Source organism: Chryseobacterium sp., from assembly GCF_022869225.1.
GTDB lineage: Bacteria > Bacteroidota > Bacteroidia > Flavobacteriales > Weeksellaceae > Chryseobacterium.
In genome coordinates, this window is sequence record NZ_JALIHL010000001.1 from 484,052 (window position 1) to 497,996 (window position 13,945).

Consider the following 13,945-nt stretch of genomic DNA (forward strand, 5'->3'; position numbering starts at 1 on the left):
TAAATCATCTTTCTTTCAACCTTAAAAGAATTATACTCTGAATTTCATAAAAAAAGCTGTTTAAAATTTTTTATAAAACCACAAAAGGCACAAAAGATTTTTAAACACTTAAGCTAGTTAAGTGATATACTTTGTGTAGAAGAAGTACACTAAGGATTTTCATCTTATGTGAACTTAATGATGCGGTATTTCCTTACACTTTCTAAAGTGTACTAAAGTGTTTAAAATAAAAGAACAATGTGTAGGTATGTACCATCTGTAGTTAAAAATAAACCACAAAAGCCACAAAAGATTGAAACACTTAAGTGAGCTTAAGAGGATATCCTGGCGCAGAATAAGTCCACATAAGTTTTAAAAAATCTTTGATTTTTTTTCTTTAGTGCACTTTTATGCTGTATTATTTTAAACTTTCTAAAGTGTACTAAAGTGTTTAAATAATAAAAACTTTTATGGTTAAGATTAACCTTTTTTATAAAACCACAAAAGGAACAAAAGCTTTTTAAACACTTTAGCTAGTTAAGTTATATACTTTGTGTAGAAGAAGTACACTAAAGTTTTGTTGAAAATCAAAGGTTTTCATCTTATGTGAACTTAATTGTGCAGTATTTCCTTACACTTTCTAAAGTGTACTAAAGTGTTTAAATAATAAAAACTTTTATGGTTAAGATTAACCTTTTTTATAAAACCACAAAAGGAACAAAAGCTTTGTAAACACTTAAGCTAGTTAAGTGATATACTTTGTGTAGAAGAAGTACACTAAAGTTTTGTTGAAAATCTTTGATTTTCATCTTATGTGAACTTAATTGTGCAGTATTTCCTTACACTTTCTAAAGTGTACTAAAGTGTTTAAAAATAAAAAGACAATGTGTAGGCAATGTTTTCTGCAAAAATTTGTACCATCTGTAGTTTAAAAACCACAAAAGACACAAAAGATTGAAACACTTAAGTGAGCTTAAGAGGATATCCTGGCGCAGAATAAGTCCACATAAGTTTTAAAAAATCTTTGATTTTTTTTCTTCAGTGTACTTTTATGCTGTATTTTTTTAAACTTTCTAAAGTGTACTAAAGTGTCTAAATAATAAAAAACTTTTGTGGTTAAGTTTAAACTTTTTTATTAAACCACAAAAGGAGACACAAAAGATTCTTAAACACTTTAGTTATTTAAGTTATATACTTTATGTATAAGAAGTACACTAAAGTTTTGTTGAAAATCAAAGATTTTCATCTTATTTGAACTTAATGGTGCAGTATTTCCTTACACTTTCTAAAGTGTACTAAAATGTTTAAAAAATAAAAACTTTTGTGACTTTTGTGGTTAAGTTTAAACAGAGTTTTATCTATGAATTAGAGTTTCAGGTAAAATAATTATCCTGAATTGGTGTCAGCCATTTTCTTTTCTCTCCTTCTTTGAAGTATAAGGTGTGCGGCATCCAGCATTTTAACCGTATGGATGTAGGGCATAACGATATTCCTTTCCGGTAGATTTTCATAGACACCCATGGAGAAATAAACGATTCCGGACATAAAATAATCAAATTCTTTGATGCTGTATTCCCTGAATGCTTTTTTGAAACACCAGCAGAGGATTCCGGTATTCCTTCTCCGAAAGCAGGACCAAGAACCCACGGGGAAATCTTTTCCGGCCGGGTATCTATCGTCCATTGCCTTTCCTTTAGCATGATGAGATATCCTGCCCGGATCAACGACCTCATCGACTGGTAAAACTCAAAGATGACCGCCGGATCTTCATGGATCCAACTATTTCTCTTTACAGCATAATTCATCAAATTGCTGAGCCTTTCTTTGGAATCATCCAGCTCATTGAACTGAAAGAAAGTTTCCATCAGCTGCAACCCGGAGCACTTCTTACCTGCCCGAAACCGGGTATCAAAATCTGTTTTTATCTTTTTCATGACTTTGTATTTTTAGAATGCATGAAACCACCAGCCTACCGATGTACGCTGAGTTGTATGTAAATGATGAATAGAAATAAAATCTGTGTTCCCGTGAAAGCCCTGAAGCCGCAATGGATTGTACACTCCATTGTACCCTATCATGATACTTTATGTAGTGAAGCGGCTTAGAAAAAGATGATTGCAGAAAAGCAGAACAACATGAAATAAAAACGGCATGGGACTCTACAATATCTAATCAGAGGTACTGGTATACCCTGCAACAGATAAGAGAGCCCACGCCTAGGTCGTGAGCTTCCTGCTTATCGTCTCGTGTGCTAAAAATTACCAGTTTTCAGTTTGAGATTCTAAGCAATAGCTTCTATTATTCTTTGAAGTATCGCAAAGCTACTTTATTGTAGCTTATTGTACAAATATAAAAAAACATTTGAATTACGGTCGATCGACCGTAATTTTTTATTATTTAATTATTTCATTTGTTTCTATGACAGATATTAACGACAAAATTTGCTCATACATTACAAAAAAATGGTTGATACCTTGGCTTCAAGAAGGCAAGTCACAAAATTCTTTTGCCAAAAATCATGGTGTAGAAGAAAGTACCATTAGAAAAATTAAAAGTGAAGAAACTTACAGAATACCAGTTGAAACACTTTTTAAAATATGTGAAGCAAGAAAAATTAGTTTATCTGATTTCTTTAAACTTATAAATGAATAAATCCTGACGAAAGTTGGGATTTTTACTTTACGGAAAACCATAATGTATGTAATAACTTGTTTAGTATATTTGGCTTTTAACAAAAGTTATTATGATAATCTACCTTGATCTAAATATTTTTGATAGAATAGAAAAAATTGATCTCCTTGAAGAAAATGAAAAAAATGAATATCTTCAATTATTAGATCTAATCTCAAATGATAATATTGAGCTACCCTATTCAAATGCACACTTAAATGATCTTCTAAGAGGTTGGAAGAAGAATCCAAATTACATTGATGGACATCTTAAAAACATTAAAAAGATAACAAAAGATTTATGTATTTGCCAATATTGGGGAGAAAAAAAGGTTTGGTGGCACAAAAGGAACATTTTTGAATTCTTTAATTCAAAGAAAGATGAAGCAGATATATTCGATGAAACTTTAGATGAAATGTTTGATTTTGGCTTAGGTGATAAAAGCCCTATTCATCTCACTAAAAAATTTCCCCTACCAAATGAATGGGTTTCTCAAATCAAGAAAGATAAATTTGCTCAATTGATGTTTCCAACAACAATTGAACAAAAATCATTATATAATCTATTTGCGGATTTATATAATTTTCAAATTAAGCTTAAATCGGACTATAGTTTTTATAAGGCTTTTAAAGCGCAATTATCAAAAAATATCTCCTCTTTGAAAGGTAATAAAGATGTAGTAAACTATATAAGAAATAATGATCAAGCTCCCAATAACTTAAAGTTAGATTTCTCTTCAATCGTTGATGCTTATAAACCTAAATTTGAAATTAAAGAAAATGATAATGAATCTTATTACAAAGTAATTGAAACTTTCTACAAACTTGATTTACAAGGCTATAAAACTGATTCTAATTTTAACAATATGTTTGATGATGGATTGCACACTTTTTATGCATCACATTGTGACGTCTTTATAACAAATGATGATAGATGCAAGTATAAAGCTGAACAAACATTCTCAAAACTTAACATCAAGACATTGGTAATAAAATCAAATGAAATTGATAAAATAACAAATTTATAGTAGCATAAACAGATACTTTGTTCTTCGAAATCTCTCGACTTTGGAGTAAGCCTAAAGAAAATGTTCTCATTTTCACTAGCTCTAAGTCAGGAGAATTTATGCAACTGAGTATTACGTATTAATGTACTCTTAAATAATATGAAATAACTATTTATGGAAAACTCTGCTTATTCTACATTGCTCATTGAGGATAACATCTTCGGATTTGAACTAAAGAAATTACTTTGGAAACAGCAATACGACCATCCGGAACACAAGGAATTGTTAACACTAATTATAAAACTTTGTAATACAGATTTAATGCATTGCGAAGCAAAAGACCTTAAGATGTATTTTACTGAAAATGAAATTGACCTTTTTGGAGATACAAATGCTGTCAATGGAATTGAAAATAAAGAAGTTTTAGCGAGATGGTTTGATGTGATGCTAACTTTAAATAAAAAAAACATCAAAGTCTACATTAATTTAGTACATGAAGTTTATATGACGGTCTATTCAGTAAACAATGAGATACACTATATGATCCGTTCTATTGCTCTGGTTAAATATGCCAAGAACTTTTTCAAAAACGAAATTGAAGTAATATTTGATAAAGTAAAAAATGCTTTTTTTGGATACACTTCGGCATACTATCAGCAGCTTATATTAATTGAATTAGTCTCCATATATGGTGAGGACAGATGTCAAGTAGAGTTTAATGAATATATTGAACAAAAAATAAATCATTTTTCTACAACCAAGGACTTTCGCTCTGCAAGATTTTGCATCAGATCATTACAGCTAATTGGAGCCCTAAACAAAAATCAATGCAATATTAGAATGGCTGAAAACTATGAAACAGAAGGTGACCAGTATGTGTCAGAAATGCAACCTAATACTTACTACCCTACAATTTCTGTTGTGTACTTAAAAGGCTTTAGATTAATTGCATCTGCAAGTGATTGCCAAGAATTACATGACAGACTAGAACGGAAAGTTGCAAAACTTCAACTTGAGGATTATCGTATATTGCAAGCTGGTGGCATCCGTATGATACCAGAAATCGATCTTGGTGAAATTCATAATAATGTTTTGGGGTTGAATCTAAGTTCTTCTAGCATGGCATATCACACATTGTTAGAACTTCCTCTAATCTCAAATTCTGCAGTTAAAGAAGTAGCACAGTCAGACATAGAATTAGCTACAGGATTATCAGCTTTTTTTTCAGAGCAGGTTAAGATTACAAAGAAAGGAGCTCAAGTCGCTTCTCAAAATATTGTAGATAGCTATGCAAGCAATGCAAGAACTTACATTAGAGAAAAACTGATAGCTTATATTTATTTTGTCAAGGGTACGTTGGATGCATATATTGATATGAATTATTCAATGGTAACGAAGCTTTTAATAGAATCAAAAAGTCCATTTATTCCTGAGGATAGATTACATATTTATAGTTTGGGAATTACGGCTGGTTTTCAGAATGACTTTGTTACTGCTGCTCATTTGCTTATTCCTCAATTAGAAAATAGTCTAAGACAATTAGCAGTCACAAATGATATCATAGTTACAACTTATGAAAAGAGGTTTCAATTAGAGAATCTATTAGGAGGTTTAATCTCAAAACTTCGTCCATTGGCTACTGATGACATTATAGAAGAATTGGAAAGTTTTCTTGTACAGAATAGTTCTATGAATTTCAGAAACGAGCTACTGCATGGTCTAATGGAAACTACACTCGTCCATAAGTATGGGCTATATACATGGTGGCTGTGTCTAAAAATGATTTTACAAACCAAGTTGATTTTTCCAAGAATAAAATAATATTGTGGTTTATTTAATTAAAAGCTCTTGCTATTTAACCAACCCTCTCTCCGAAGTATCCTAATTTTGGAGCAAGTTTAGAAGAAATGATCTTATTTACTAGCTCAAAGTCAGGAGACTTTGCATAGCAAGATGTTTTTCTTACTAACGTCAACACAAAACTATATTTTTATATTTGCTAGCAAATAAATAACCATATATCTAATGAAACAAGAATTTATAGATCGATTTGAAACACTACAAAAAGCTAACGATGATCCACAACTCTTACAGCAAAGAGGAAGAGATTTTGAAGAATTAATCAACAATATTTTTCAAGAAGAAACAGTTTTACTCAGGAAAGGATTTCACACAGCAGATAATAAGTCCGAACAAATTGATGGTGCAATAGAAATAGATAACAGAATATTTTTGATAGAAACTAAATGGGTAAAATCAAATATAGCAGCATCTGATTTATTCTCTTTTATTGGAAAAATTGAAAATAAATTCTTTGGTACACTAGGTATTTTCATATCAAAAGAAAAATTATCAGAAAACTTTATTGATGCTCTTAATAAAGGCAGAAGACAAGTCGTTCTAGTTATCCACGGAGAAGATATTGACTTATTATTCAATCCAAAAAATGATATAAAAATCAATGAATACATTTCTCATACCCTAAGATTGTGCTCTTATGATAACATTTTACATTTTCCAGTCAAAAAGTATCTAGACATACTAAAGAATGAAAAGTCAGTTGAAAAAATAGAAAATTTTAATGAAGATTCTATTGCCTTTATTAAAAATAGTTTATGGAAAACACCAATCTTGGAAACAGATTTAATATTAAAAATAAACGAAAACAGCGAGGTTTTAAATAATAAAATATTTGAAAAAATTATTTCAATGTATTCTGATATTTTTAATGCCAGATTTACAAATCTTAAATTTGACTACACTATTATTGAAAACTTCGATAAATTTCTGAAAAACTTCAAGGCGAATACAGAAACTTTAAAAAATTATAGCTGAAGAATATTATCAACATTTAATTTTTAAAGACTTTGCTGTTTATCATCGTTCCATTTTTACTGATAATTTTTCTAAATATTACACTGACCTTTCAGAAAGTCAGAAGAAAAAAGTTGAGGAAAAGCTAATCCAAAAATTCAGTAATGCGTTTAAAGATTCTAATTGGAATTTAGAAAATTACATCACAGATATAATAAAACCTATTTGGATAAATATTGATAAAAAAGAAGATTTTAAAAACTTTTACTTGTCTATATACTTACGAGATACTTTAGATAAATTTTCACAAAAGAAATTTGCAAATGAACTTGTATATAGCAAAGAATTTAGTGCAGAATTTACAGAAGATTGGCTGATAGAAAAGGTTAGAAGTATTTACAAAAGCTACAATAAAATTGTAGAAGAAAGTGACATTAAATTTGTCGCACGAACTTATAAGCCATTAAACAATATTTTGGATAAAGACAACTGGATAGATTATATTAATTCTTTATTTGACAGAGTAATAAAAGAGGAGATTTAGTTTAGTACGGGTTAACTTTTTAATCAATTAAATTTACGTTGAATAATTTTAGTTAAATTTGAAAATAGCTCAAATTTAAAATCCATGAAAAATCAAGATCTATTTGATACTGTCAAAGAAAGAATTGTAGAAGCGACTAAAAAGAAGATTATACTCTCTTTGATCTTTCCGACCTAGGCTTTGTCAAAAAATATACAAAACAACAGACTCATTCATGAACTCCACATCTATAAAGACAAGAATGAAACAATGGAAGTAAATTTTAGATGTTAACTTTTCAAAACTTAAAATACATCAGTAAATTCGAATTGATATATATAAAGTTGATGGCAAGTCCATCGGCTTCTAGCAAACATTTTATGAATCAATACCTCATAGACCTTGAAGAATCGTTACATTCTGTTGAACCTGATAACTATTTTTGGACAGCAATTAATGTAAATGATCAAGAATATTCACAAAGAGCTGAAAATAATTTCGCTTCAGAAATTAAATTTCATTTTAGAACGCTTATGAAATCGGCTGAGAATAAGACACGTTATCATAAGTTGAAGTTCCATTTTGATGTACTCAAAGGAAGAAAGCAAATACAGCCTGATTTTGTACTTCATGAAAGTCCATTTAATCAAAATCAACAGGTTTTTTATAGTGAGCTCAAAATTGATCCTAATTGCAGTCTTAAAGATGATTTAGGGAAATTAATATACTCTGTATCTTATGATCTTAATTTTGAAAATGCCGTTATGATAATAGCCAATAAAACGTTAGCCTCTGCAATAAATCAGATAAGGAAACATGTCGTAAATCAAAATGATGATACGTTGAGAAAAATATACTTGTTTCATGCTTTGTCAGATGAGAACGAAAAGGTAATAACCTACCACAGAATTAGCTTTTTTGATATTATTAAAGAAAATCCAATATCCTTATTATGTACACAAAAGTCTTTTGATGACTTTTGATTTTGAAAATAATTGTGAGGATTTTTGGATTCATCTGTAAAGATTATTTAGATAAAACAATTTAACAATACAGATAGAGTCAGAATTAACTTAGCTGCAAAACCCCGCTCCCTGCTCTCCGAAGTCTCCTGACTTTGCACAGCAGAAATTAAAACAAAAAAAATCCCAGCTTTCGTTGGGATTTTAAGCAAAAGAATATTTAATTCTAGGTTTTACATTATTTTTTCACCAGCTCCACTCTACGGTTTTGGGCCTTTCCTTGTTCAGAATTATTATCTGTAATCGGATTTTTGCTGCCAAAGACCTCTGCTGAAAGTCTTGCTTTATCTATCCCTGAAGTTCAATACGCCTGTAGTGCGGTCTTTTGACAGTTGGATATTATGAGTATCCTTTCCGCTATTATCTGTATATCCGTTAGTAAATACCTGGAAAACATGCAATCAGCTGTGGCAGCTTTATGCCCCCATATGTTTTAATATCCAGTTTAAACATTCTTTAGAATCCATGATACTCCAGGAATGAGGATGTCTTGTACCGTCCGGACGAATTCCACGATCATTGGTGATGACAAGATCAGCGTTTTTGTGGCCTTTTAGTCGTAATAGATTAATCATAGCTGTAATATCTGCCACATTAAGGTCGTAAATATCCCTTCCTCTGTTTTCCATCTGCCAAATAATCCCCGGTTCTGTATACATCAGAATAGGGATATTCAGAAGATATTTTGCATTGCCGCCATCTTTTTCACGATAAGAAAACATCGATTCTCTTACGTAATTGGCTCTGTTTTTATCCGGTGTACCCATAGCATCAACCATTTCAGCAGTTAAATATTTAGCTTCATTAGTTCCAATATCAGAATAGTCTCTTTCTCTCTCTCTCTGCAATCTGTAATACATATTCTCGTAATCTAACGGTGCGTCAAGAGCGAATACAGAATTGGGTATAAAATAAGTGTTTTTGTCCCTGATTGCCCTTTCAGCATAGGTAAAAGCCAGCATTCCGCCGCCGGAAAGTCCTCCCATTGATATTTTATCTTTGGAAATTTTATGCTTTTCCACTGTATCTTTTACCATTCTGTCTAAAAACTTCTGCTCTATATGAAATCCAAAATCCCCGTCTTCCCAGGTTGGGAGTAATACGATAAGATTCTTTTCCAACGCCAGATCATCCAGCTTAATCTGATTCATTACTTTTTCGCCATTTTCACCTCCACCCGGTAAAATAACAAGTATTCCTTCAGGTTTATCCTTCGGAAGTAATTTCAAATAATGGTTCTGAGTATCTTTAAAAGTGATTTTTTCAGGAGTCTGTCCAAAAAGGTTAGTACAAAATAGGCCCAGGAGAAGGGTAAAGTATCTGATGTTCATCATTAAATAGGTTATTAGGGGTTATAACGCTGATTCCCAAAAAATATTTGATTCATAAAAAGAAAACACTTGCTCTCCTAAATCTCCAGACTTTGGAGCAAGTGTAAAGGAAACAATCTTATTGACTAGCTCAAAGTGAGGAGACTTTGCACAGCAGAGGTATTGATATTTAATTCTAAAATATTTGTAAAATTCAAACTTTTATTTCTTATATTAGATATATAAACATCACTCCTTAGATAAGAGTATATGGACAATACAAATAATTTCATTTTACAAGAAGTAATAAATGATTTAGTTGATTCAAAAACTTCATTAATTAGCCCATTAATGAAATTGAACTACTTTGGAAGGCTAATAAAAAATCAAGAATTAATTGACTTTACGTCTAAAGAAATCAAAGGATATAGTTCGAGAGATGATTTTCCTGAGTACCGAATGGCCTCTCAAAGACTAATTGCAAATGTTCGAGGATTTATGATAGAGCAAGATATGGAAGTTCCCATTTCAATGCTAGAAGAACCTTTTGATATAGGTTTGCAGAAAATGTACGTTTTTGATGGAATAGAAACCATAGAAAAAATGGCAAAAGAAATGTTGGAAGATAGGAGTAAAAATGAGATTTACAGACCTATTCCTATGGAAATGTTACCCCCCATTCAAACAGTCATTGAGAAAATAGTAAGAACTAATTCCAAAATTTATATCCAACATGCAAAGACAGTATCAAATTCGCATATCTTTTTGGAGATACAAAGCCATATAAGAACAAAATTATTAGAATTAGTAATGGAGATTGGAGAAAAATTTGGCTACAATATTTTGATAGAAAGTTTTAAACTAAACTCGTTAGAAAATAATCAAATAATAAACAATATTATGAATACTACAATAAATAATTCTGGAGATGGCAATATTCTCAATACTGGAGATAATAACAATATCTCAAATTCTTCAAAAATTATTAAAAATGATGTCGAATCTTTAAAAACAGAATTGAGAAAGTACGATATAGAAGAACAGGATATTATTGAAATAGCAGAGATTGTTCAGGAAGAAAATCTTGATGAAAATAATAACTTAGGTGAAAAATCGAGAAATTGGATATTAAAAATTTTAGATAAGTCCATGCAAGGAATTGGTAAAATATCAACAGCTGTTAGCGCAAATTTACTTGCAACAGCAATAAAAGGATATTATGGGATTGAGTTTTAAGGGATAATTTCAAATAACCAATCGTTTATTTGCTAACAAATTGGCAAAATAAAAAATAAGTCTTGACGATTGTCAGGACCCCGCTCTCCAAAGTCTCCCAACTTTGAAGCAAGTGTAAAGGAAACAATCTTATTTACCAGCTCAAAGTGAGGAGAATTTACGCAGCAGAAGGTAATAGATCTCATTTATTTTTGACTGCTGACACACTGCTGTCACGTTGCGGGTGTAAGTTTGCATCATTAATTAATCTTTAAAAGAATAAAAATGACAAACGAAATTAGCTCAGTATTTAAGCCAACCCATTTTCCCAACCCCACTCTTATTTCAGTGAATGGTGTAGAACTGGAAGTCTTTGAAGCAGGTAAACAGAATGCCGGAAAACCTATTGTACTCTGCCACGGCTTTCCGGAACATGCTTTTTCCTGGCGTCATCAGGTGTCAGCATTGGTTGCAGCTGGTTATCATGTCATCATTCCCAATCAGAGAGGTTATGGCAACTCATCCCGTCCGACCGAAGTCACTGAATATGATATTGTACACCTGACAGGTGACCTGGTCGCACTACTCGATTACTTTGGATATGAAGATGCCACTTTTGTTGGTCACGATTGGGGAGCCAATGTTGTTTGGAACCTGGCATTGTTGCATCCTAAGCGGGTAAATAAAGTAATAAACCTGGCCTTGCCTTACCAAGAGCGTGGAGAAAAACCATGGATTGAGTTGATGGAAGTCATATTTGGAGGAGACTTCTATTTTGTTCACTTCAATCGACAGCCAGGAGTAGCAGATGCTATCATGAATGAAAACACCTCTCAGTTCCTCCGTAACCTATTCCGCAAAAATGTACCTCCAACACTACCAGAGCCCGGAATGCTAATGATCAATCTTGCAAGAGCAGAAAGTCCGCTAGGACAACCCTTAATGGAAGACAACGAACTTTCTGTATTTGTTTCTGCTTTCGAATCATCAGGGTTTACAGGAAGTATAAATTGGTACAGAAACCTTGATAGAAACTGGCACTTAATGGCGGACGTACCCCCAATCATTCATCAGCCGACTCTTATGATATATGGTGAACAGGACACGATTCCCAAATCTGAAAACCTAAAAAATATTGTTCCTAATCTGGATATTGTGAGTCTGGATTGTGGCCATTGGATTCAACAAGAAAAGCCAGAAGAAACTACCCTGTCGATTTTAAAATGGTTAGAACAACAGAATGCTTAACAAAGAAGTAAAAACGTATTTTCCTTAAAGCCAAACAGGTTGAAGACAATGGTTGGAAAAACCACCAGTCCAAACAATCTGTTTGGCTTTATTACACAAACAAGTCTAGCCTTCCTTCAATAAGTTAGAATGAAGCCGCTCTCAAAGTCAGGAGACATTGGGCTGCAGAGAAATAAAAACCACTTATGTTTTTCTAATTGTATTCCGCGTAAGACTAATATAATTAAACATGCAAAATGTTGCTGCTGCCCCAAAAGTATGCCATAAAAAGTGTGTTCCGAAACTGAACCATTCCCATTTATCAGCGATACGGAAGGTCAATGCAAAAACAAATGACAATACAGCAAAGCCTACCCATTTGCCAGCTTTCCATTGGGTATACATCAAATAACGCAATACCGAGAAAACTACAAATGAAGCCATGATTGCATAATTTAGGTTGATAAAAAGAGAAGGGTTATCTATCAAAATCCAGTTTCTTAATGCAAACATGAGCAGTACATATACGAGAACCATTACAACAGCATAGTACCATTTGGTGCTCTGCGCTATAAAATAAAACCCGGCAGACAGACAGAGCAACATGATGGGCAGCCAATCCATCATAATAAATACCGGCCATTGTCTGAATGAATGATAAACAGTTCCCCCTATGGCACCAATGTATAATAAAACCAAGCAGTAGGTTAAAAAAGGATATTCTTTAAAATTACCTCTAATTTTAAAAGTCCAAAAAATGGCTAAGGCTAAAAAAAATACTGCAGTCACTGCATTTAACGGCTCAGGAAAAAACTGAGCCATATCTGTTTCTTTATATAACATGCCTCCGTCCGGAGGTAAGTGGTTTATTGGCATTGTCTTTTTTTATATTAATATTTATAGGCATTCTTTAGAGTGCAAAATACAGACACAAGTCATTTTACTAAACATTAGTAAAACATATATACTACTATACTTCATCTAAATATAGAAAAAATTAGGGCATTATATACCTGGATGTGCCCGATTATATTTTATAAAAATGTTAATTCTACTTCTTATACAAATAAACCAGATTGATTATACAACAAATATTATTTATTTTTTTGATTCGGTACATTTAAATATATAGTGCCCAAAAATAAATAGCATACAACAGCAGTTTAGCAGTAAAAAACAATCGAAGTAAACCAAGATCTAACGATGCCAACTTCGATTGTTTCAGAAGCAGCTATTTTTCTACTATATAGAAGCGGCTTGTTTTCAGTAATCGATAAAACTGACGGCACGGTTAATTTATGTTTATTTTTGTGTCAAAATATTATAGGAGTGAAAACATTTCCACAAGAAAAAATCTTAAAAGATGACAAGTTAATGTTTGCAAAGTGGAAGACGAATATCGTTTCCACCAAACAACTTATACTGATGCAGGAAAATGCATTTGTTATCGTTACAAAAGGCAAAAAGATTATATTCTATGATGAAAAAATGCTGGAGGTAAACAATAATCAGATTTTGCTCCTAAAAAAGGATGTATATACAATGACCGAGTATCTTGCAGAAGATGGTTTCTTTGAAGCGATTGTTATCTATTTTGATAAGGCGTTGATCAAGCAGGCAACTTTACTGGAGTTAAACAGTATCCACCAAACCCACCTGCTACCTCCAGACATGCTGATACTTGATAAAAGCAAGATGATGGACAGCTTTGTAACCCAGTATTTCAGTTATATCAAAGAAAACGAAAATACCCGTGCCCTTCTTGAATTGAAAGTAGTGGAACTTATTTACCTCATTATGAAAAGGCATCCAAATTCTAAGGATTTTTTTAATTCTATCGGGCAGCAAAGCAATGATTTGTCGGATATGATGGAGAAAGTCTATAAGGAAAATTATACCATCGACCAGCTTGCCCGGTTGTCCAATCGCAGTTTATCTGTTTTTAAGCGTGAGTTTAACAGCATTTTCGGTTCTTCCCCTGCCAGATGGATACTGACCCGTAAATTATCGGATGCCCGTGTCCTGTTGACCAGCACAGATAAAAGTATTTCTGAAATCGCATTTGCATGTGGTTTTAGCACACTTTCCCGATTTGATAAGTCCTTTAGAAAACACTTTCACAAAACCCCATCATCTATGCGGGCAGAGACGGCGGGCCAAATCGACAAAACATAGAGCC

12 protein-coding genes are annotated in these 13,945 nt (G+C 32.3%); 9 read left to right on the forward strand and 3 right to left on the reverse strand.

Going from position 1 to position 13,945, the window contains the following annotated elements:
• Window positions 1–1,352 precede the first annotated feature (1,352 nt).
• Window positions 1,353–1,913, reverse strand: a complete 561-nt coding sequence (locus MUW56_RS02390; protein ID WP_292011681.1) for a hypothetical protein — start codon at window positions 1,911–1,913, stop codon at window positions 1,353–1,355.
• A gap of 484 nt (window positions 1,914–2,397) precedes the next feature.
• On the opposite strand from MUW56_RS02390, the gene MUW56_RS02395 reads away from it, so the two are divergent.
• From MUW56_RS02395 to MUW56_RS02420, 6 genes are all read left to right on the forward strand, one after another.
• Complete coding sequence (locus tag MUW56_RS02395; RefSeq protein WP_292011682.1) at window positions 2,398–2,631, forward strand: helix-turn-helix transcriptional regulator; 234 nt, start codon at window positions 2,398–2,400, stop codon at window positions 2,629–2,631.
• Between the two features lie 91 nt (window positions 2,632–2,722).
• On the forward strand, window positions 2,723–3,676 hold the full coding sequence (locus tag MUW56_RS02400; RefSeq protein ID WP_292011683.1) for a hypothetical protein: 954 nt from the start codon (window positions 2,723–2,725) through the stop codon (window positions 3,674–3,676).
• Between the two features lie 153 nt (window positions 3,677–3,829).
• Window positions 3,830–5,476 (forward strand): DUF4209 domain-containing protein, encoded by a 1,647-nt coding sequence (locus tag MUW56_RS02405; protein WP_292011684.1) that lies wholly within the window; start codon window positions 3,830–3,832, stop codon window positions 5,474–5,476.
• 204 nt (window positions 5,477–5,680) lie between these two features.
• On the forward strand, window positions 5,681–6,490 hold the full coding sequence (locus MUW56_RS02410) for a restriction endonuclease (protein WP_292011685.1): 810 nt from the start codon (window positions 5,681–5,683) through the stop codon (window positions 6,488–6,490).
• 247 nt (window positions 6,491–6,737) lie between these two features.
• Window positions 6,738–7,013, forward strand: coding sequence for a hypothetical protein (locus MUW56_RS02415; protein WP_292011686.1), 276 nt, complete (start codon window positions 6,738–6,740; stop codon window positions 7,011–7,013).
• Window positions 7,014–7,339: 326 nt separating this feature from the next.
• Window positions 7,340–7,975, forward strand: a complete 636-nt coding sequence (locus MUW56_RS02420; RefSeq protein ID WP_292011687.1) for a hypothetical protein — start codon at window positions 7,340–7,342, stop codon at window positions 7,973–7,975.
• Window positions 7,976–8,430: 455 nt separating this feature from the next.
• On the opposite strand, the gene MUW56_RS02425 is transcribed toward MUW56_RS02420, so the two are convergent.
• Entirely contained in the window at window positions 8,431–9,348 is a 918-nt protein-coding gene (locus MUW56_RS02425) for a hypothetical protein (protein ID WP_292011688.1), read from the reverse strand.
• Window positions 9,349–9,594: 246 nt separating this feature from the next.
• Here MUW56_RS02425 and MUW56_RS02430 point away from each other — a divergent pair, with 246 nt between their 5' ends.
• Both MUW56_RS02430 and MUW56_RS02435 read left to right on the forward strand, forming a co-directional pair.
• Window positions 9,595–10,560 (forward strand): hypothetical protein, encoded by a 966-nt coding sequence (locus tag MUW56_RS02430; RefSeq protein ID WP_292011689.1) that lies wholly within the window; start codon window positions 9,595–9,597, stop codon window positions 10,558–10,560.
• Between the two features lie 264 nt (window positions 10,561–10,824).
• Window positions 10,825–11,787: an alpha/beta fold hydrolase gene (locus tag MUW56_RS02435; protein ID WP_292011690.1), complete on the forward strand. Its 963-nt coding sequence runs from the start codon at window positions 10,825–10,827 to the stop codon at window positions 11,785–11,787.
• 183 nt (window positions 11,788–11,970) lie between these two features.
• On the opposite strand, the gene MUW56_RS02440 is transcribed toward MUW56_RS02435, so the two are convergent.
• Window positions 11,971–12,642 carry a hypothetical protein gene (locus MUW56_RS02440; RefSeq protein ID WP_292011691.1) on the reverse strand — a complete coding sequence of 224 codons (672 nt, stop codon included), beginning with the start codon at window positions 12,640–12,642 and terminating at the stop codon, window positions 11,971–11,973.
• Window positions 12,643–13,095: 453 nt separating this feature from the next.
• On the opposite strand from MUW56_RS02440, the gene MUW56_RS02445 reads away from it, so the two are divergent.
• On the forward strand, window positions 13,096–13,941 hold the full coding sequence (locus tag MUW56_RS02445; RefSeq protein WP_292011692.1) for an AraC family transcriptional regulator: 846 nt from the start codon (window positions 13,096–13,098) through the stop codon (window positions 13,939–13,941).
• Window positions 13,942–13,945 lie beyond the last annotated feature (4 nt).

Bases quoted from the DNA above. Each gene is read 5' to 3' on its own strand.
- MUW56_RS02390 (WP_292011681.1), bottom strand. From the start codon at position 1,913: ATGAAAAAGATAAAAACAGATTTTGATACCCGGTTTCGGGCAGGTAAG.
- MUW56_RS02395 (WP_292011682.1), top strand. From the start codon at position 2,398: ATGACAGATATTAACGACAAAATTTGCTCATACATTACAAAAAAATGG.
- MUW56_RS02400 (WP_292011683.1), top strand. From the start codon at position 2,723: ATGATAATCTACCTTGATCTAAATATTTTTGATAGAATAGAAAAAATT.
- MUW56_RS02405 (WP_292011684.1), top strand. From the start codon at position 3,830: ATGGAAAACTCTGCTTATTCTACATTGCTCATTGAGGATAACATCTTC.
- MUW56_RS02410 (WP_292011685.1), top strand. From the start codon at position 5,681: ATGAAACAAGAATTTATAGATCGATTTGAAACACTACAAAAAGCTAAC.
- MUW56_RS02420 (WP_292011687.1), top strand. From the start codon at position 7,340: ATGGCAAGTCCATCGGCTTCTAGCAAACATTTTATGAATCAATACCTC.
- MUW56_RS02425 (WP_292011688.1), bottom strand. From the start codon at position 9,348: ATGATGAACATCAGATACTTTACCCTTCTCCTGGGCCTATTTTGTACT.
- MUW56_RS02430 (WP_292011689.1), top strand. From the start codon at position 9,595: ATGGACAATACAAATAATTTCATTTTACAAGAAGTAATAAATGATTTA.
- MUW56_RS02435 (WP_292011690.1), top strand. From the start codon at position 10,825: ATGACAAACGAAATTAGCTCAGTATTTAAGCCAACCCATTTTCCCAAC.
- MUW56_RS02440 (WP_292011691.1), bottom strand. From the start codon at position 12,642: ATGCCAATAAACCACTTACCTCCGGACGGAGGCATGTTATATAAAGAA.